Source organism: Allobosea sp., from assembly GCF_036675845.1.
Lineage (GTDB): Bacteria > Pseudomonadota > Alphaproteobacteria > Rhizobiales > Beijerinckiaceae > Allobosea.
On sequence record NZ_JAKFED010000212.1, the window covers coordinates 1 to 17576 of the forward strand.

At 68.0% G+C, this 17576-nt stretch carries 19 protein-coding genes; 7 read left to right on the top strand and 12 right to left on the bottom strand.

Annotated features, from left to right (window positions below; translation table 11 throughout):
• Window positions 1–83: 83 nt before the first annotated feature.
• Window positions 84–344 carry a hypothetical protein gene (locus tag V6M56_RS22150; RefSeq protein WP_332687149.1) on the top strand — a complete coding sequence of 87 codons (261 nt, stop codon included), beginning with the start codon at window positions 84–86 and terminating at the stop codon, window positions 342–344.
• 21 nt (window positions 345–365) lie between these two features.
• Here V6M56_RS22150 and V6M56_RS22155 read toward each other — a convergent pair whose 3' ends face one another.
• On the bottom strand, window positions 366–1067 hold the full coding sequence (locus V6M56_RS22155; protein WP_332687151.1) for an alpha/beta fold hydrolase: 702 nt from the start codon (window positions 1065–1067) through the stop codon (window positions 366–368).
• A gap of 168 nt (window positions 1068–1235) precedes the next feature.
• Between V6M56_RS22155 and V6M56_RS22160 the strand changes: the two genes are divergently transcribed.
• Window positions 1236–2711 (top strand): DEAD/DEAH box helicase, encoded by a 1476-nt coding sequence (locus tag V6M56_RS22160; protein ID WP_332687153.1) that lies wholly within the window; start codon window positions 1236–1238, stop codon window positions 2709–2711.
• 225 nt (window positions 2712–2936) lie between these two features.
• Window positions 2937–3995 (top strand): GGDEF domain-containing protein, encoded by a 1059-nt coding sequence (locus V6M56_RS22165; protein WP_332687155.1) that lies wholly within the window; start codon window positions 2937–2939, stop codon window positions 3993–3995.
• A 27-nt stretch (window positions 3996–4022) separates the two neighbouring features.
• Here the strand turns inward: V6M56_RS22165 and V6M56_RS22170 are convergent, their stop codons facing one another.
• The gene (locus tag V6M56_RS22170; RefSeq protein WP_332687157.1) at window positions 4023–4418 is read right to left on the bottom strand and encodes a HesB/IscA family protein; all 396 of its coding nucleotides are present in this window, start codon (window positions 4416–4418) and stop codon (window positions 4023–4025) included.
• A gap of 192 nt (window positions 4419–4610) precedes the next feature.
• Here V6M56_RS22170 and V6M56_RS22175 point away from each other — a divergent pair, with 192 nt between their 5' ends.
• Together V6M56_RS22175 and V6M56_RS22180 are read left to right on the top strand one after the other, a co-directional pair.
• Window positions 4611–5684 carry a malate/lactate/ureidoglycolate dehydrogenase gene (locus V6M56_RS22175; RefSeq protein WP_332687159.1) on the top strand — a complete coding sequence of 358 codons (1074 nt, stop codon included), beginning with the start codon at window positions 4611–4613 and terminating at the stop codon, window positions 5682–5684.
• Window positions 5685–5706: 22 nt separating this feature from the next.
• Window positions 5707–6069 (top strand): MmcQ/YjbR family DNA-binding protein, encoded by a 363-nt coding sequence (locus tag V6M56_RS22180; protein ID WP_332687161.1) that lies wholly within the window; start codon window positions 5707–5709, stop codon window positions 6067–6069.
• Window positions 6070–6219: 150 nt separating this feature from the next.
• Here the strand turns inward: V6M56_RS22180 and V6M56_RS22185 are convergent, their stop codons facing one another.
• The 4 genes from V6M56_RS22185 to V6M56_RS22200 form a co-directional block, all read right to left on the bottom strand.
• The gene (locus tag V6M56_RS22185; RefSeq protein WP_332687163.1) at window positions 6220–7107 is read right to left on the bottom strand and encodes a PhzF family phenazine biosynthesis protein; all 888 of its coding nucleotides are present in this window, start codon (window positions 7105–7107) and stop codon (window positions 6220–6222) included.
• Between the two features lie 145 nt (window positions 7108–7252).
• A complete protein-coding gene (locus V6M56_RS22190) occupies window positions 7253–8785 on the bottom strand; it encodes an amidase (protein ID WP_332687165.1) in 1533 nt (510 codons plus the stop codon).
• Between the two features lie 139 nt (window positions 8786–8924).
• On the bottom strand, window positions 8925–9212 hold the full coding sequence (gene gatC / locus V6M56_RS22195) for an Asp-tRNA(Asn)/Glu-tRNA(Gln) amidotransferase subunit GatC (RefSeq protein WP_332687167.1): 288 nt from the start codon (window positions 9210–9212) through the stop codon (window positions 8925–8927).
• 100 nt (window positions 9213–9312) lie between these two features.
• Window positions 9313–10011 carry a metal-dependent hydrolase gene (locus tag V6M56_RS22200; protein ID WP_332687169.1) on the bottom strand — a complete coding sequence of 233 codons (699 nt, stop codon included), beginning with the start codon at window positions 10009–10011 and terminating at the stop codon, window positions 9313–9315.
• 89 nt (window positions 10012–10100) lie between these two features.
• Here V6M56_RS22200 and ade point away from each other — a divergent pair, with 89 nt between their 5' ends.
• Entirely contained in the window at window positions 10101–11801 is a 1701-nt protein-coding gene (gene ade / locus V6M56_RS22205; protein WP_332687171.1) for an adenine deaminase, read from the top strand.
• Window positions 11802–11926: 125 nt separating this feature from the next.
• On the opposite strand, the gene V6M56_RS22210 is transcribed toward ade, so the two are convergent.
• The 6 genes from V6M56_RS22210 to V6M56_RS22235 all read right to left on the bottom strand — a co-directional run bounded on the left by V6M56_RS22210 (window position 11927) and on the right by V6M56_RS22235 (window position 17140).
• Complete coding sequence (locus V6M56_RS22210; protein ID WP_332687173.1) at window positions 11927–12892, bottom strand: Ldh family oxidoreductase; 966 nt, start codon at window positions 12890–12892, stop codon at window positions 11927–11929.
• Window positions 12889–13821: a hydroxyacid dehydrogenase gene (locus V6M56_RS22215; protein WP_332687175.1), complete on the bottom strand. Its 933-nt coding sequence runs from the start codon at window positions 13819–13821 to the stop codon at window positions 12889–12891. Before V6M56_RS22215 ends, V6M56_RS22210 begins: the two co-directional genes overlap by 4 nt.
• Before the next feature lie 24 nt (window positions 13822–13845).
• Window positions 13846–14898 (bottom strand): YeiH family protein, encoded by a 1053-nt coding sequence (locus V6M56_RS22220; RefSeq protein ID WP_332687177.1) that lies wholly within the window; start codon window positions 14896–14898, stop codon window positions 13846–13848.
• A complete protein-coding gene (locus tag V6M56_RS22225; RefSeq protein WP_332687179.1) occupies window positions 14898–15494 on the bottom strand; it encodes a GNAT family N-acetyltransferase in 597 nt (198 codons plus the stop codon). Before V6M56_RS22225 ends, V6M56_RS22220 begins: the two co-directional genes overlap by 1 nt.
• Before the next feature lie 5 nt (window positions 15495–15499).
• Window positions 15500–16783: a UxaA family hydrolase gene (locus tag V6M56_RS22230; RefSeq protein WP_332687181.1), complete on the bottom strand. Its 1284-nt coding sequence runs from the start codon at window positions 16781–16783 to the stop codon at window positions 15500–15502.
• A gap of 69 nt (window positions 16784–16852) precedes the next feature.
• Complete coding sequence (locus V6M56_RS22235; RefSeq protein WP_332687183.1) at window positions 16853–17140, bottom strand: UxaA family hydrolase; 288 nt, start codon at window positions 17138–17140, stop codon at window positions 16853–16855.
• Between the two features lie 95 nt (window positions 17141–17235).
• On the opposite strand from V6M56_RS22235, the gene V6M56_RS22240 reads away from it, so the two are divergent.
• Window positions 17236–17576: GntR family transcriptional regulator (locus V6M56_RS22240; RefSeq protein ID WP_442881212.1), on the top strand; the 341-nt coding region annotated here is incomplete at its 3' end.

Here is a 17576-nt window from a genome sequence, read left to right on the forward strand (position 1 = left end):
TTCGCTAACCAAGTTTTTACAGCCGCGGGCGCATGCTTTGCCTGTCGGCGTCTGACGCCATGTCTTCTTTCACGGAGAGCGCGATGCGCCTCGTCATGGCCTTTCTGCGCAGCGAGCGCGGCACGATGGTCGCCGACATCGCCAAAGCCGGCGCGGCGATCGCCTTCCTCTCGGTCGTCGCAGCCAATTTCGTCTCCTACCAGACGGCGCATCTCGACCGCGACGGGCTGCGGCAGGTCGCCTCCGCCGCCGCCAGGGGCCAGGTCATCGACCCGCTCGTCACCGGCTCGATCGTAAAGCGCGCCGGCGAGACCAGGCTCGACCCCTGCGCCGTGCAGCGCTGAAGCACGCGCCGGCTCTAAGCCTCAGCCGAGCCAGTCGAGCAGCGCCTCCGTCACGATCGCCGGCGCTTCCAGCGTCGAGAGATGGCCGCATCCCGGGATTTCCAGGTAGCGCGCCGAAGCGCCGATCCCGGCGGTGATCGCCCTCGCCTCGCCCGGCGGTGTAATCTCGTCCTCGGCACCGACGACGACGAGGCTCGGGATCGTGATGACGGGCAGGCCCGGCCGCGAATCGACCCGTCCCATGATCGCCCGCTGCTGGCGGACGAAGCCGGCGGCACCGATCTCCTCGGCCATCTGGCGCACCTCGAGCCGCAGCCCCTCGTCGGCGAGCCGCGCCGGCGCCACCAGCTTCTGCCACAGCAGGGTGGTTACGTTGTCGAAGGCGCCCTTCTCGGCCAGCGCGATCATCTGCTCGCGCGGCTGATTGGTCACCGGCGTCGCCGGCCCGGCGCTGGTGTCGAGCAAGGCGAGCCGCGTCACGCGCTCCGGCGCGCGCCGCATCACCTCGAAGGCGACATAACCGCCCATCGACAGCCCGCAGAGCGCAAATCGCTCCGGAGCCGCCGCCAGCAGCCGTTCCGCGATCGCGCCAATGCTCTCGTCGCGGGCGTTCTCGGCGACAAGGATCGGGCGGCCAGGCGCCAGTGCCGGCCATTGCGGCGCATAGAGCGCGGCGGTGCAATTCAGCCCCGGGATCAGGACCAATGCCTCGGGAACTGCCATGCTTCTCGCGCTCATCATCGCCCAACCTCGCTAGAATGTTGACTTTGCCCTGCTTTTTCTGCATTGCACGGACGTCCGAAGGCGCGCAGGCAAGCAAAGTCGCGCCACCGTCGCGGTCGATCGGTCATCCCGCCACGTGTCACCGACCTTGAAGAAGCGCAACCCTCGATGTCCTTCGCCGAACTTGGCCTGAGCGATAAAGTTCTGACGGCCGTCACCACCGCTGGCTACACGACGCCTACGCCCATCCAGGCCCAGGCCATTCCGCATGTCCTGGCCCGAAAAGACGTTCTCGGCATCGCCCAGACCGGCACGGGCAAGACCGCGGCCTTCACGCTGCCGATGCTGACCATCCTGGAGAACGGCCGCGCCCGCGCCAGGATGCCGCGCACCCTCATCCTCGAGCCGACGCGCGAGCTCGCCGCCCAGGTCGAGGAGAACTTCACCCGCTACGGCGTCAACCAGAAGCTCTCGGTTGCCCTGCTGATCGGCGGCGTCTCCTTCGGCGACCAGGACGCCAAGATCACCCGCGGCGTCGACGTGCTGATCGCGACGCCGGGCCGCCTGCTCGACCATGTCGAGCGCGGCAAGCTCCTGCTCACCGGCGTCGAGCTGCTCGTCATCGACGAGGCCGACCGCATGCTCGACATGGGCTTCATTCCCGACATCGAGCGCGTCTGCAAGCTCGTCCCCTTCACCCGCCAGACGCTGTTCTTCACCGCGACCATGCCGCCCGAGATCACCCGGATCAGCGAGCAATTCCTGCACAATCCGATCCGCATCGAGGCTTCCCGCCCGGCGACGGCGGCGACCACCATCACCCAGCGCCTGATCGCTTCCAACAGCCAGGACTACGATAAGCGCGAGACGCTGCGGAAACTCATTCGCGAAGCCCGCGACCTGCAGAACGCCATCGTCTTCTGCAATCGCAAGCGTGATGTAGCAACGCTGCACAAATCCCTGCAGACGCACGGTTTCCCGGCCGTCGCCCTGCATGGCGACATGGATCAGTACGCCCGCATGGCGGCGCTCGAATCCTTCCGCACCGGCGAGTTCCCGATCCTGGTGGCGAGCGATGTCGCGGCCCGCGGCCTCGACATCCCCGCCGTCAGCCATGTCTTCAACTTCGACGTGCCGACCCATGCCGAGGACTATGTCCACCGCATCGGCCGTACCGGCCGCGCCGGCCGCGAAGGCGCTTCCTTCACCATCGTCACGCGCCATGACGAGAAGCTCGTCGCCGCGATCGAGAAGCTGACCGGCAACAAGATCGAATGGGAAGGCCCGGGACTCGACGCGCTGCCCGCTGGCGAGCCGCGCGAGGAACGTCGCGGACGCCGTGGCGAGGAACGCAGAGGCGGCCGGGCGCCGCGCAGCGGACGCGACGGCAGATCGCCGCGCAGCGAGCCGAAAGCCGATGCCGAAGTGGCGCGCGAAGCCGCCCCGCCGCGCGAGCGCCAGCCACGCCGCGAGCCTGTCTCGGCCTCCTCCGTGCCCGCCGTCCCCGCCCCCGATCACGCCCCGCGCCGGGGTGGCGAACGGCCGCGCACCCCGCGCCGCGACGAGCATGACGACGATCCGAAGGTCAAGGGCCTCGGCGACCACGTCCCGGCCTTCATGCTGCGCTCCGTCCGCGCAGAGTGAAGTCTTCGTCGAGACGCCTTGCGCCGTAACGGCAGATTCCGGCGCTGCAACCTTGCCTTAACCCTCGATGCCCTAACGTTCGGCCTTGAGGTTGGATGCCGGCGATAGTCGGCATCCGGCGGGAAGCTTGTTCCAGCCAGACCCGGACAGGATGTCCCGCTTCGGTTGATTGCAGGGCCGGCCAGCGTCGTTCGTCGACTGGTCGCCCGGCGGGGGACAAGTGTCATGAGTTTCGACCAGGCGACGGCGCCGCAGGCGCACGATCTCGCGGAGCGCGTGGTTGCCGCGATGCGGCAGCACTATTCGCCTGGCTACCCGCGCGCTTTCGAAGTCTGGTACGCCCATCTCAGCGGCGAGATTCCCGCGCTCAGCCTGGCGATGAACGCGGTCATCGCCGCCAGCCAGGGCGAGGTCGGCGTCGCCGACATCGACACGCTCTATGAGCGCTTCATCGGCACGCAGCGCCTGTCGCGCCAGGCCGAGCGCACCAGCCTGCAGGTCCTGGGCGAGATCGACAGCATGATGGCCCTGGTCGATCAGACCCTGGCTTCCAGCGAAAAGTATCATGGCCGCCTCTGTGCCATGTCCGATGAGGTGCCTCCTTCCGCCGACCGCCAGCGACTGCGCGAATGGGTCGAGGCGCTGGTGCTCTCCACCCGGGAAGAGGTCACGCGCAAGACCCAGCTCGAATCCCAGCTCCGCGAAAGCGCCCACGAGATCCGCAATCTGCGCGAGGCGCTGGAATCGACCCGGGTCGAGGCGCTGACCGACCCGCTGACCGGGCTCGCCAACCGGCGCCATTTCGAGGAGATGCTGCAGAAGGCGATCGACCAGGCCACCTTGCGGCGCGAGCCCTTCGCCCTGGTCATGGCCGATATCGACTTCTTCAAGCATTTCAACGACACGCATGGCCACCTCACCGGCGACCAGGTGCTGCGCCTGGTGGCGCGGACCATGAAGGACAAGTTCAAGGACAAGGCGGTGATCACGCGCTTCGGCGGCGAGGAGTTCGCCATCATCCTGCCCGATGCCGACGTCACCGCCGGCAAGTTCGGAGCGGAGACCGTGCGTCAGGCGCTGCTGACGCGCGAGCTGGTCAAACGCTCGACCAACGAGAATCTCGGCCGCATCACCATCTCGCTCGGCGTCTCGGTCTACCATCGCGGCGACACCGTCGGCTCGATCGTCGAACGCGCCGACAGCGCCCTGATGCAGGCCAAGCGCGACGGCCGGAACCGGACGGTCACCGAAGAGGCGGTGATGGACGCGGCGAAGGTCGCCTGAGCGGCAGCCCGGCGCGCAGGCCCGGCGCTATTGTGCCGCGAGCGCGTTCTCGGCTCGCGGCTTGATCTCGACCGATTCGCCGCAGCCGCAGGCCGAGACCTGGTTCGGGTTGTTGAAGACGAAGGTCGAGGAGAAACGGTCCGTCCGGAAATCCAGCTCGGTCCCGAGCAGGAACAGCACCGCCTTGCCGTCGACGACCACGGTGGCGCCCTTCTCGGTGACGATCTCGTCGCCCTTGCTGGCTTCACGCGCCACCTCGAAGGTGTATTCCATGCCGGCGCAGCCGCCCTTCTTGACGCCGACGCGCAGGCCGAGCGCCGGCGCATCGGCGCCGTCATCGGCGGATTGCGCCATGATCTCGCGGATGCGCGCCGCGGCGGCATCGGTCAGCGAGACGACTTTCAGGCCCGGTATCGAGAACATCCCTCGTCCCTCCTCGACCGGATTCAAGGTCCGGTGAAAACAGGATTGCAACCCGCAACATAAGGATTGGTAAGCGCAACGTCGAGATGCGCCGGCGCAGCGCCGCTATTTCACCCGGTCCATTGCGCGGCGGGGCCGCCCGTGCACTCTGGCGGCTCCGCCCATTCTTGAGCCTCGATAAAAAAAGCCGCCATGACCTATCGCCTGCACCGGCCCGAAGCGCTCCGCTCCCTCACCACCGCCATGATCGCCGCCGCCGGCTGGAGCGAGGCCGAGGCCCGGGAAACCGCCGAGCATCTCGTGCTCGCCAATCTCAGCGGCCATGACAGCCACGGCGTCGGCATGCTGCCGCTCTATTTCAACTCGCTCGCCGACGGCAATCTGAAGCCCGAATCGAAACTCTCGATCCGGATCGAGGCCGGGCCGTTCCTGATCGCCGACGGCAATGTCGCGCTCGGCCAGCCGACCGCCCGCGATGCGGTGGAGCGCGGCATCGCCATCGCGCAGGCCGGCGGCGTCGCCATTCTCAACCTGCTCGATGCCCACCATATCGGCCGCATCGGCCATTATGCCGAGATCGCGGCCGCGGCCGGGCTGATCTCGCTGTTCTGGGTCAATGTCGCCGGCCGCCCGCCGATCGTCGCGCCGCACGCCGCCAAGCAGGCGCGCTTCGGCACCAATCCGCATGCGATCGGCATCCCGGTCCCCGACGCCGAGCCGATCATCCTCGACTTCGCCACCAGCCGCATGGCCCATGGCAAGGCTCGCGTCGCGCTCAACAAGGGCGTGCCGGTGCCGGAGGGCTACATCATCGACGGCGAAGGCCGCCCGACGACCGATCCCAAGCACGTCTTCCAACATGCCATCCCCGACCTGCCGCTCGGTGCCCTGCTGCCCTTCGGCGACCACAAGGGCGCCGGGCTCTCGCTGATCGCCGAGCTGCTCTCGGCCGGGCTGATGGGCGCCGCCCGCATCGACGAGAAGCCGAATCGCAGCTGGATCATCAACTCGCTCTTCGGCGTGCTGATCGACCCGGCCAGGCTGGAGCCCGACGCCGCCCTGCGCCGCAAGCGCATCGAGAGCTATCTTGCCTTCGTGCGCGCGGCGGCCCCGCAGGATCCGGCCGCCCCGGTCCTGGCCCCCGGCGACAAGGAGCGCGCCACAAGGATCGAGCGCGGTCGCGACGGCATCCCGCTCGACGACGAGACCTGGTCGCAGATCGTCGCGGCGGCGAAGCGCCACGGCATCGACGCGGAAGGCTTCTGACCCGGCCCATGGCATCCGACGAATGACGCTCGACGAGTACAACGCCTTCTGCGCCGGCCTGCCGGCGACCAGCCATGTCGTGCAATGGGGCGGCGCCGATGTCTGGAAGGTCGGCGGCAAGGTCTTCGCGCTCGGCCGCGACGATGCCGATGGCGCGCTGTTCGTTTCGTTCAAATGCTCGCCCATCGCCTATGAGATGCTGCGCGATGCTCCCGGCTGCCGCCCGGCGCCCTATCTCGCCTCGCGCGGCATGAAGTGGATCCAGCGCTTCTCCGATGAGAGCCTGCCGGACGACGCCTTTCGCGACTATCTGCGCGAAAGCCACCGGCTGGTCGCGGCCGGGTTGACGCGGAAGCTGCGCAAGGAACTCGGGCTCGATAGTTGAAACGAGATTACCCTCGCCGTCATTCTCGGGCGAAGCGGAGCGCAGACCCGAGAATCTCCTGAGGGCGAGTATCTCGTGACGGCTTGGCACCGACCGGAGCTTCGGCCGGCCCGAGATGCTCGGGTCGAGCCCGAGCACGACGCGTCCCCGTCAGAGCACCGCCTCGCCGCGCAGCATCGGCACGCAGCCGCCGCCGACCGTCGCGCGGATTTCCTCGCCTTGCCGCTTCGCTGCGACGTGCAGCAGGCTCGGCCGGCCCATCTCCACGCCTTGGGTGATGTCGAAGGCGAGGCTGTCCTCGCCGCTGAGCGACAGCATCAGCGCCGCCAAGGTCGCGCTGGCGCTGCCGGTCGCCGGGTCTTCCCAGGTCCCGGCCAGCGGCGCGAACATCCGGGCGCGAGCATTGCCGCCGTCCCTCGCATAGAAGAACAGCGACAGACGACCCTCGAGCGCCGGATTGGCCCGCTCGAGCCGGCGATAGGCGCCGATGTCGGGCGTCGCACGGGTCAGCGCCTCCGGCTTGACCTCGACCAGCACGAACTGGACACCGACCGAGGCCTGCTGCGGCTGGTGGCGGCTGACGATAATATCCTCAGGCGCCAGCCCGGCGCAGGCGGCGATCGCATCGGCCGGCAGGGTCAGCCCGAGCGAAAGCGGCTGCGGCGCGGCGATGGTCGCGCCCGTCACCCGGCCCTGCCCGTCGCGCGCCACCCGGACCTCGACGAGGCCGGCCAGTTCCTCGAACAGCAGGATGCCGTCGCGGTCGCGGCCATGGCCGGCGAGCACGCAGGCCGTGCCGACATTGGGATGGCCGGCGAAGGGCATCTCGGCGGTGCGGTGGAAGATGCGGACGCGCGCCGTGTTGGCCGGGTCGTCCGGCGGCAGCACGAAGGTCGTCTCGCTATAGTTCATCTCCGCCGCGAGCGCCTGCATCTCGGCATCCGACATCCCGCGCGCATCGGTGAAGACCGCGAGCTGGTTGCCGCCGAAGCGGCGGTCGGTGAAGACGTCGACGGTCTCGTAGGGATAGCTCGGCATGACGGTTCTCCGGACCCGGTAAGGTTGAGGAGAGACTGCCACCCGTCGCAGCGGCGGAGAAATCAGGAATCGGAATGCGACCGATCACGCGGCGCGAACGCTTTTCGGGCGCGGGTCGTCCCGGGCGACCGCAGGGAGACCCTGATCAGGCCCACCAGCGCTGGCCGACCGGGAAGCGCCCGGCCGCCTGCTCGATCACCTGTCCGAGCGAGAACAGCGTCTCCTCGTCGAAGGGCCGGCCGATCAGCTGCAGGCCGAGCGGCAGCCCCTGGCTGTCCAGGCCGGCCGGCACGGCAAGGCCCGGCAGGCCGGCCATGTTCACCGTCACCGTGAAGATGTCGTTGAGATACATCTCGACCGGATCGGCAGAGCCCTTCTCGCCGATGCCGAAAGCCGCTGATGGGGTGGCGGGCGTCAGCACGGCGTCGATGCCGCTGGCATAGGCCTGCTCGAAATCGCGCTTGATCAGCGTGCGGACCTTCTGGGCGCGCAGGTAATAGGCGTCGTAATAGCCCGAGGACAGCACATAGGTGCCGATCATGATGCGGCGCTTGACCTCTGCGCCGAAACCTTCGGCCCGGGTCTTCTCGTACATTTCGACGATGTCGCGGCCCGGCGCGCGCAGGCCGTAGCGCACGCCGTCATAGCGGGCGAGGTTCGACGAGGCTTCCGCCGGCGCGACGATGTAATAGGCCGGCAGCGCGTATTTGGTGTGCGGCAGCGAGATCTCGACGATCTCGGCGCCGGCCGCCTTCAGCCAGGCGATGCCCTGCTGCCAGAGCGCCTCGATCTCCGGGGAGATTCCGTCGATATGGTATTCCTTCGGAATGCCGATCTTCATGCCCTTGATCGAACGGCCGACAGCGGCCTCGTAATCCGGCACCGGCAGATCGGCCGAGGTCGTGTCCTTCGGATCATGCCCGGCCATGGAACGCAGCATCACGGCGCAGTCGCGCACGCTCTTGCCGATCGGTCCGGCCTGGTCGAGCGAGGAGGCGAAGGCGACGACGCCCCAGCGCGAGCAGCGGCCATAGGTCGGCTTGATGCCGACCGTGCCGGTGAAGGCAGCGGGCTGGCGGATCGAGCCGCCGGTATCGGTCGCCGTCGCGGCAAGGCAGAGATCGGCAGCGACCGCCGCAGCCGAGCCGCCCGAGGAGCCGCCCGGCACGAGATGGTTGCCCTCGACCGCACCCGCGGCACCGGCGCCGACATTCGAGCCCATTCCTACATTGGAACCCTGGCGCCGCCAGGGATTGACCACCGGCCCGAAGGCCGAGGTCTCGTTCGACGAACCCATGGCGAACTCGTCATTGTTGAGCTTGCCGAGCATCACTGCGCCGTCGCGCCAGAGCTGGCTCGAGACGGTCGATTCATAGGCCGGCACGAAATTGCCGAGGATCTTCGAGCAGGCGGTAGTGCGCACGCCTTCCGTCGCGAACAGGTCTTTGATGCCGAGCGGCAGGCCTTCCAGCGCGCCTGCCTCACCCTTCGCCAGCCGGGCATCGGAGGCGGCGGCCTGCTTCAGGGCGTGCTCCGGCGTCTCCAGCACATAGGCATTGAGCGCGCGCGCGCCCTCGACTGCCGCGATATGGGCCTTGGCGAGCTCGGTGGCGGAGAAGCTCTTGGCCTTCAGCCCGTCGCGGGCTTCGGTCAGGGTCAGGCGGGTGAGATCGGTCACGATGTCTAATCCGGAAACGGTTCTGTCGGGCATTTCGTCATTTCGAGGAGCGAAGCGACGAAGCAATCCAAGGGCGCCGGAGCGCGAGGGCTGGATCGCTTCGCTGCGCTCGCGATGACGGCGAGCGCGTGCGAGCGCCCTACTCGATCACCTTCGGCACCATGAAATAATCGTCCTCGGAAAGCGGCGCGTTGGCGACGATCGCCGTCGCGATTTCGCCGTCAGTGACGACGTCCTGGCGCTTCTTCATCGCCATCGGCGTCACCGAGGTCATTGGCTCGACGCCTGCGATATCGACCTCGTTGAGCTGCTCGACGAAGCCGAGAATGGCGTTGAGCTCGCCTTGCAGCTTCGCGACATCCGCGTCCTCGACGGCGATGCGCGAAAGATGCGCGACGCGTTTGACGGTGGCGGCGTCGACCGACATGGGCGGGCTCCTGAAAGGATCGGCGCTCGGCGCCGGAATGGTTGCGAGGCGTATAGCGCGCCAGTGCCGCAACCTTCAATCAATACTGACGGCTGGGCAGTCAGACCGCGACCGCCTTGCCCTTCTCCGGCACCAGGGCGCGGACGTCGCTGCCCTTCAAGCCTTCGACGAAAGCCGCCGCATCCCTGGCGATGATCGGGAACGAACCGTAATGGCAGGGGATCGCCAGCTTCGGCTTGACGAAACGGGTCATCGCCAGCGCCGCCGCTTTGGCGCCCATGGTGAAACGGTCGCCGATCGGGCAGATGCAGATCTCGACGCCGTGCAGTTCGGCGATCAGCGCCATGTCGGAGAAGATGTCGGTATCGCCCATGTGCCAGAGCGTCCTTTCGCCCGCCACCCTGATGATGACGCCGTTGGCGTTGCCGACCGGCACGACGACGCCGGCCTCGCCCATGCCGGCCGAATGATCGGCCCGGACCAGGCTGACCGAGAAGGCGCCGAGATCGACCGTGCCGCCGGTGTTCATCGGCTCGAATTTCTTCAAGCCCTTCGAGGCCAGATGCATGCAAAGATCGTAATTGCTGATTACGGTCGCATCATTGGCCTCGGCGATGCTGAGCGCATCGCCGACATGGTCGCCATGGCCATGGGTGATGACGACATGGCTGACGCCCTTGGCCGCAGCCACCGCATCGCCCTCGAAGGCCGGGTTGCCGGTGAAGAACGGGTCGATCAGGATCGAGGCCTGGGGCAGGTCGAGACGAAAGGCCGAGTGGCCGAACCAGGTGAGCTGCATGATGGTCTCCGCAAGAGGCGACTGGACAGCGCCTGTCTAGGCCGGCGAGATGATGCCGCCAAGCCGAACCGCATGCGGAGTGCCCGATCATGATCGACGCCGCCACCCTCGCCCGCCGGATCGCCCAGGGCCGCGGCGACGAGCCGGCCGACCTCGTCATCCGGGGCGCAAGGCTGCTCGACCTCGTCGGCGGCGAGCTCATCGAGACCGACATCGCGCTCTGCGGCGATGCAATCGTCGGCACCTACGGGCGCTATGAGGGCCGGAACGTCTTCGACGCCAGCGGCCTGATCGCGGTGCCTGGCTTCATCGACACGCATCTCCATGTCGAATCCTCGCTGGTGACGCCGCTCGAATTCGAGCGTTGCGTCCTGCCGCATGGCGTCACCACCGCGATCTGCGATCCGCATGAGATCGCCAATGTGCTGGGCAGCGCCGGCATCCGCTATTTCCTGGAATGTGCGCAGGCGATGCGGATGGATTTGCGCGTCCAGCTTTCGAGCTGCGTGCCGGCGACGCATCTGGAGACTGCCGGCGCCGCGCTGGCAGCCGGCGACCTGACGCCGTTCATGGACCACCCCAAGGTCATCGGCCTGGCCGAGTTCATGAATTTTCCGGGCGTGCTGCACCGCGATCCCGGTTGTCTCGCCAAGCTCGAAGCCTTCTCGGAGCGCCATATCGACGGCCATGCGCCGCTGGTGCGCGGCATGGACCTCAACGGCTATCTCGCCGCCGGCATCCGCACCGATCACGAGACGACGACGCTGGAGGAAGCCCGCGAAAAGCTCGCCAAGGGCATGGCGATCCTGATCCGCGAGGGCTCGGTCTCCAAGGACCTGCAGGCGCTGATCCCGCTGATCACGCGCGACGTCTCGCCCTTCCTCGCCTTCTGCACCGATGACCGCAATCCGCTCGACATCGCCGAGGAGGGCCATCTCGACTTCATGATCCGAACGGCGATCGCCCATGGCGCCGACATCCTCGCGACCTATCGTATCGCCAGCCTGTCGGCCGCCCGCAATTTCGGCCTGTTCGACCGCGGCTTCATCGGCCCCGGCAAGCGCGCCGACATCGTGCTGGTGGAGGATCTCGCCGCCTGCCGCGTCCGCCATGTCTTCGCTGGGGGCCGCCTGGTCGAGGACGCCCTGTTCGCCGATCGCAAGGCGGTCGCACCGGTCGGCCTCGCCAGCGTCAAGAGCCGGCGCCTGACACCGGATGATTTCATGGCCCGCGCCCGCCCCGGCGAGACGCCGGTGATCGGCGTCGTACCCGGCCGCATCATCACGCAGCGGCTGTCCATGCGCCTGCCGGAACAGGACGATGCCGCCCTCCCCGACCTCGCCCAGGATGCGATCAAGGTCACGGTGATCGAACGTCATGGCCGGAACGGCGGCGTCGCAACCGGCTTCGTCCACGGCTTCGGCATGAGGCACGGCGCCATCGCTTCATCGGTCGGCCATGACAGCCACAACCTCTGCGTCGTCGGTGTGGACGAGCCGTCGATGGCGGCGGCCGCGAACCGGCTGATCGCTCTAGGCGGAGGCTTCGCCGTGGCGGAAGCCGGCGAAGTCACGGCCGAGCTTGCCCTCCCCGTCGCGGGACTGATGAGCGACCGGCCCTTCGAGGAGGTCCGCCACGGCCTGGAGGGCTTGCGCGCGGCGGCGAAAGTTCTCGGCGTGGTGCTGGCCGAGCCCTTCCTGCAGGTCGCCTTCCTGACCCTGCCGGTGATCCCGCATCTGAAGATCACCGACAAGGGCTTGGTCGACGTCGACCGGTTTGAATTCGTCTGAGGCCTGGAGCCGTCATTCCCGGACGGAGCGTAGCGGAGACCCGAGAATCTCGTGACGAGAAGGCGCCAGTTGGTGCCTCATCCTGCCTGAGATGCTCGGGCCAGGCCCGAGCATGACGCACGCTATTAGAGCTCGACCTCGATCCCTTCCGCCCGCGCCTTGGCGCGCAGTCCCAGCCGCCGGACACCCGGCAGCCGCGTCCCCGGCTGCTCCTCGATGGCATGCGCCAGCAGGCGCATGCGCTCGTCGAACCAGCCGCCGCCCATGCCGGCCGGGTCGATGGCGAGGATGAGTTGGCCGGTATCGGGCGGGCCGCCCTTGTCGTCGAGGAAGGACGAGGCCTGGAAAGCGAAATGCGTGCCGACCAGCGCGGCGGCGAGAATCTCGACCATCATGGCGAGCGTCGCGCCTTTGGCGTCGCCGAGCGGCACCATCGTGCCGGCGAGCGCAGCGGCAGGGTCGGTCGTCGGCTTGCCCGCCGCGTCCAGCGCCCAGCCTTCTGGAATGGCCTCGCCCTTCTGCTTCGCCGCCACGATCGGCCCGCGTGCCACCTTGGATAGCGCCATGTCGATGACCAGAGGCTCGCGGCCGGCGAGCGGCGCGGCGAAGGCGATCGGATTGGTGCCGAACACCGGCTTCGCCCCGCCCCAGGGCGCCATGGCGCCCGGTGTATTGGCGAACAGCAAGGCGACCAGCCCCTGCTCGGCCAGCCGCTCGACATGGAAGCCGGCAGCGCCGCAATGGTTGGAGCGGCGGATCGGCGCGGCGACGACGCCCTGCCGCCGCGCCAGCTCCGGCAGCTCGATCACCGCGAGGTCGATGGCCGGATAGGCGAAGCCATGGGCGGCGTCGATCGCCAGCACGCCGGGCCTCGGCTGGCGGGCGATCGGCACGGCCTTGCCGTCGATCTTGCCGGAGCGCAGCATGGCGAGATAGGTCGGCACGCGCGACAGGCCATGGCCCTTGAGCCCGTCCGCCTCCGCCGTCACCAGCGCCAGCGCGACCGAGGCGGCATTCGCCGCCGACGCGCCGGCCTCGACGAAGAGCCCGGCGACCCGGTTCTCGGCTTCTGCCAGCGAAATCCGCGTCATGTCCGCCCCTCCAGCGCCGCCATCACCCGCTCGGCGACGAGACCGGAGACGCGGCCATTGGATTCGATCGTATTGCCGGCGATATGCGGGGTCAGGATCAGGTTCGGCGTGCCGGCAAAAACCTTGGCGCCGTCCGCCTTGAGCGGCTCGTTCTCGAAGACGTCGAGCGCCGCCCCGGCGAGGCGCCCGCCCTTCAGCGCCGAAACCAGCGCCGCCTCGTCCATCACCCCGCCGCGTGCAGCGTTGATCAGCACCGCATCCGGCTTCATCTTCGCGAAGGCCGCCTCGCCGATCACGCCGCGTGTCTCCGGCGTCAGCGGCAGATGGATCGAGATCACGTCCGAGGTCGCGAGCAATGCGTCGAGCTCGAGCTTCTGCGCGGCCTGCCACGCGACGTCTTCAGCCGGGACATAAGGATCATAGGCCGCGACGCTCATGCCGAGCAGCCGGGCATGATTGGCGGTGTCGCGCGCGATCGCGCCGAAGCCGACCAGGCCGAGCCGCTTGCCGGCGATCTCGCGGCCGATCAGCTTCGTCTTCGGGAATTCACCGGCCAGCATGGCGGCATTGGCGAAATAGGCGCCGCGCAACAGCGTCATCGCCGTGCCGATGACATACTCGACGACGGACAGGCTGTTGGCGCCATTGGCCGGGAAGACCTTGATCTCCCGCGCCGCACAGGCCGCCATGTCGATATTGTCGAGGCCGACGCCGAGCCGCCCGACCACCTTCAACTGTCCGGCCGCGGTCAGCAGATCGCCCCGCACCTGCGTCTGGTTGCGCACGATCAGCGCCGGCGCCGTGGCGACCAGCCGGGCGAGTTCCTCCGGCTTGCCGAACAGCTCGGGATCGTGATGCACGCTGTAGCGCGCTTTCAGCGCCGCCACCGCCGCCTCGTCCATGAATTCGGTGATGACGATGTCGGTCATGGCTTTCCGTTCGGTCGGCTGTCTTCAGCCCAGCAGGATGAGGCCGCCGGTCGCGACCAGGAGGATGACGAGGCTCGTGCCGGTGACCAGGACGAGATGGCGCCAGCCGAGCCGCGCCATCGCCGCGATCGAGGTACCGAGCCCGAGCGCCGCGATGGCGATCAGGAGACCCCAGCGCGAGGCTTCGAGCAAGGCGTCGCGGATCGGCCCGTAGAGGTCGGCGAGCGAGGCTTGCGTGGCGAGCGCGCTGTTCACCAGGCACAGGACGAGGAAGACGATGGCGAAGACCGGCACCGGCACCTTGGCCTCGCCATGCTCGCCGACATGGCGCGTCAGCCACCAGCCGACGAGCAGCACCGAAGGCAGCAGCAGGAAGACGCGGAAGAGCTTGACGATCACGGCGGCATTGGCCGCTTCGTCGGAGACCGACTGCCCGGCCCCGACGACCTGCGCGACATCGTGGATGGTGGCACCCAGCATGATGCCGGTTTGCTGCTCCGACAGGCCGAGCCAGACGCAGAGCAGCGGATAGGCCAGCATCGCCAGGGTCGCCAGCGCATTCATGGCGATGACGGTGAAGGCGATATCGGCCGCCTTGCCGCGATAATCGGGCACGACCGTCGCGGTGGCGAGCGCCGCCGAGGCGCCGCAGACCGCGGTGGCGACGCCGCCGAGCGCGCCGAGGCCGATCTCCCGGCCGAGCAGGCGCGCCAACAGGAAGCCGGAGACGATGGTCACGGCCATCGAGACCACGACCAGCACGGCCGTGCCGACGCCAAGCGCGATGATGTCGCCGAGCGCGATGCGCAGGCCGAGCAGCGCGATCGCCCAGCGCAGCAGCTTCTTGACGCAGAAGGCCATGCCCGGCGCGAAGCGCTGGTTGTTCGCGAGCGGATGCAGCGCCATGCCGATCAGCAGCGCGATGACGACGGCCGGGATGCCGACACGCCCGCCCGCCAGCTGCTTCAGCACCGGCTCGGCCAGAACCGAGGCGATCGCCACGATTGTCGAGAGTACGATGCCGGGCAGAAGCTTGCCCAGAATGCCGCCCTCGGCTTCTCCCGTCAGTACCGCCATCAATCGAGCCCTATCACGAAGCGCAGATGCGGCTCGTCGCCGTAGCGCGGATTGACGAAGCTCTCGACGAGGGTTCCGCCATTCTTCTCGATCACCCGGCGCGAGAGATGGTTGTCATGGTCGCAGACGATCTCGACCTGCGACAGCCCGACCTCGCGGGCCTCGTCGAGCATCAGCGCCAGCCCCGCCGTCGCATAGCCGCGGCCGCGATGGGCCGGCAGCAGCGTATAGCCGATATGGCCGAGCACATGCTCCGGCAGGGAGGCGCTACCGTCCTGCCAGCGCAGGCCGATGCTGCCGACGAGCGGTTCGCCGGGCTGGTCGAGCGCCACGATCCAGCGCAGCCGGTCCGGAAGGCGCGGCACCTGCGCCCCGTCCGCCAGCCGGATGATCTCGCCGGGCCTCGACAGCCAGGCGATGAATTCGCCCGGATCGTCCTCGATCCGGGCGAGATATTCGGCCGTGACATCGCGCGAATTGTTCGGCGACCAGCCGGCGCGCATCGCCTCGGCATAGGCGTCGAGCAGCGCAAGCGAGGGCGCGCGCAGGCCGACCCGCGGCGCCTCCCTCGCGGCACGCTGCTCCGACGCCGCCACCGCTCTCACGCGCTCCGGTAGAGCTTCGTCATCGAGAACTCGCGATGGCCGAGCGCCTCGGCGGCCGTGAGGCGGCCATTGGCGGTGCGCACGATGTTCTCGATCAGCGCGTCGCCCGCCTGCGGAATCGTCATGTCGCGGCGCAGGATACCGGAGACGTCGACGTCGATATGCTCGGGCATGGTGCGGATCGTCTTCGGGTTGCCGCTGATCTTGATGACCGGCACGATCGGGTTGCCGATGACATTGCCCTGCCCGGTCGGGAAGGTGTGCACGACATAGCCTCCCGCGGCCATCAAGGTCACGCATTCGGCCGCTGCCGAGGAGGTGTCCATGTAATACAGCCCCGGCCCGGCCGCCGGCGCCTGCGCCGGCTCGAGGATATCGATGAACTTGCACTCGCGGCCGATCTTCTCGAGATTGCCGAGCGCCTTCTCCTCGATCGAGGACAGGCCGCCGGCGATATTGCCCTTGGTCGGCTGCGAATCGGAGAGATCGTCGGTCTTGTGGGCCTCGATCACGTCGTCCTGATAGGACTTCCACATCTTGTACCAGCGCTCTCCGACCTCCGGCGTCGCGGCGCGCGCCTTGCAGAGATGCTCGGCGCCGGTGATCTCGGAGGTCTCGCCGAAGACGCCGTAGACGCCGCGCGGGATCCATTTGTCGTACATGTTGCCGACGGTGGGGCAGGAGGAGAGGCCGGTCGTCGTGTCCGATTCACCGCATTTGGTCGAGACCCAGAGCTCCTCGATGCCGCACTTGGTGCGCTGCAGCTCGGTCGCCCACTGCACGAACTCCTTGGCGACGTAGGAAGCGCGCGCGATCGTGGCGATATCGCCATTGCCCTCGATGCCGAAGCCGACCACCGGCTTGCCGGTCTTGGCGATGCCATCGACGACCCGCTTGGTCCAGCCGTCCTCGATGCCGACGACGACGACGGCCGCGACGTTGGGGTTCGAGCCGGTGCCGATCAGGGTGCGGAAATGCAGCTCGAGATCCTCGCCGAACTGCAGGCGACCATAGGCGTGCGGGATCGCCAGCGTGCCCTTGACGTTGTTGGCCACGGCCTCGCAGGCGGCGTTGGAGAGATCGTCGAGCGGCAGCAGCAGCACATGGTTGCGCACGCCGACCCGGCCGTTCTCGCGGCGCCAGCCGAAGAAGGAATCGAGCGAACGGCCGCTCGGGCGCTTGATCTGCGGAACCTTGAATTCGGGGGCGTCGATCTTGCGGCCCTTGATGCGGCCGAGCTTGCCCTTCACGAGATCGAAATTGGCGACGATGGACGACATGGGAAAATCCTCGGCTGGGGGCTCGACCGCAAGGGGAGCCCGAATTTCAGGAACGGCGGCAGGCTGCGCTCACCAGCGCTTGGTCTTCATGTTGTGGACATGAAGATGCTCGCCCTGCCCGACATTGGCGATGGCCTTGCCGATGTCCTGGCCGTATTTCCAGACCGTATCGCCCTTCTTGATGTCCTTCAGCGCGACCTTGTGGCCGATCGGGATGTCCATCTTGGCGGTCAGCCGGAAGTCGGAGTTGTCGTGGGTGACGACGCCCAGCATGTCGGTCCCGGCCTTGAGGCCCTCGACCACGACGACACCGGCGGTGTCCTTCTTCTCGTGCACCAAGAGATGCGGCTTGCTCATTGCGGCCTCCTTGCTGTTGCTTCGGTTGGTTCGCAGCCATGCCGAAATCGGGGCTCGACCTTCCTGTCGCCAAGTCTTATATAAGACATATGAGTGTGCACAAGCTGGAAAATGCAGCACAGCCCGCCGCGACCGGCATGCCCGAGGCGCTCGGCTTCCGGCCGCTCTATCGCCAGGTCAAGGCGATCTTCGTGCGCCGTCTCGTCGATGGCGTCTGGGCGCCCGGAGCCGCGCTGCCGAGCGAGGGCCAGCTCGCCGCCGAGATCGGCGTCAGCCAGGGCACGGTGCGCAAGGCGCTCGACGAGCTCGCAGCCGAGAACCTGGTGGTCCGCCGCCAGGGCCGCGGCACCTTCGTCGCCGAGCATGACGAGCGCCGCATCCTGTTCCAGTTCTTCAAGCTCGCGCCCGATCAGGGCGCGCCGCGCTTCCCCGACAG

Excerpts from the sequence above, each read along its gene's own strand:
- V6M56_RS22150 (WP_332687149.1), top strand. The coding sequence starts at position 84 with ATGCGCCTCGTCATGGCCTTTCTGCGCAGCGAGCGCGGCACGATGGTC.
- V6M56_RS22155 (WP_332687151.1), bottom strand. The coding sequence starts at position 1,067 with ATGGCAGTTCCCGAGGCATTGGTCCTGATCCCGGGGCTGAATTGCACC.
- V6M56_RS22160 (WP_332687153.1), top strand. The coding sequence starts at position 1,236 with ATGTCCTTCGCCGAACTTGGCCTGAGCGATAAAGTTCTGACGGCCGTC.
- V6M56_RS22165 (WP_332687155.1), top strand. The coding sequence starts at position 2,937 with ATGAGTTTCGACCAGGCGACGGCGCCGCAGGCGCACGATCTCGCGGAG.
- V6M56_RS22170 (WP_332687157.1), bottom strand. The coding sequence starts at position 4,418 with ATGTTCTCGATACCGGGCCTGAAAGTCGTCTCGCTGACCGATGCCGCC.
- V6M56_RS22175 (WP_332687159.1), top strand. The coding sequence starts at position 4,611 with ATGACCTATCGCCTGCACCGGCCCGAAGCGCTCCGCTCCCTCACCACC.
- V6M56_RS22180 (WP_332687161.1), top strand. The coding sequence starts at position 5,707 with ATGACGCTCGACGAGTACAACGCCTTCTGCGCCGGCCTGCCGGCGACC.
- V6M56_RS22185 (WP_332687163.1), bottom strand. The coding sequence starts at position 7,107 with ATGCCGAGCTATCCCTACGAGACCGTCGACGTCTTCACCGACCGCCGC.
- gatC (WP_332687167.1), bottom strand. The coding sequence starts at position 9,212 with ATGTCGGTCGACGCCGCCACCGTCAAACGCGTCGCGCATCTTTCGCGC.
- V6M56_RS22200 (WP_332687169.1), bottom strand. The coding sequence starts at position 10,011 with ATGCAGCTCACCTGGTTCGGCCACTCGGCCTTTCGTCTCGACCTGCCC.
- ade (WP_332687171.1), top strand. The coding sequence starts at position 10,101 with ATGATCGACGCCGCCACCCTCGCCCGCCGGATCGCCCAGGGCCGCGGC.
- V6M56_RS22210 (WP_332687173.1), bottom strand. The coding sequence starts at position 12,892 with ATGACGCGGATTTCGCTGGCAGAAGCCGAGAACCGGGTCGCCGGGCTC.
- V6M56_RS22215 (WP_332687175.1), bottom strand. The coding sequence starts at position 13,821 with ATGACCGACATCGTCATCACCGAATTCATGGACGAGGCGGCGGTGGCG.
- V6M56_RS22220 (WP_332687177.1), bottom strand. The coding sequence starts at position 14,898 with ATGGCGGTACTGACGGGAGAAGCCGAGGGCGGCATTCTGGGCAAGCTT.
- V6M56_RS22230 (WP_332687181.1), bottom strand. The coding sequence starts at position 16,783 with ATGTCGTCCATCGTCGCCAATTTCGATCTCGTGAAGGGCAAGCTCGGC.
- V6M56_RS22235 (WP_332687183.1), bottom strand. The coding sequence starts at position 17,140 with ATGAGCAAGCCGCATCTCTTGGTGCACGAGAAGAAGGACACCGCCGGT.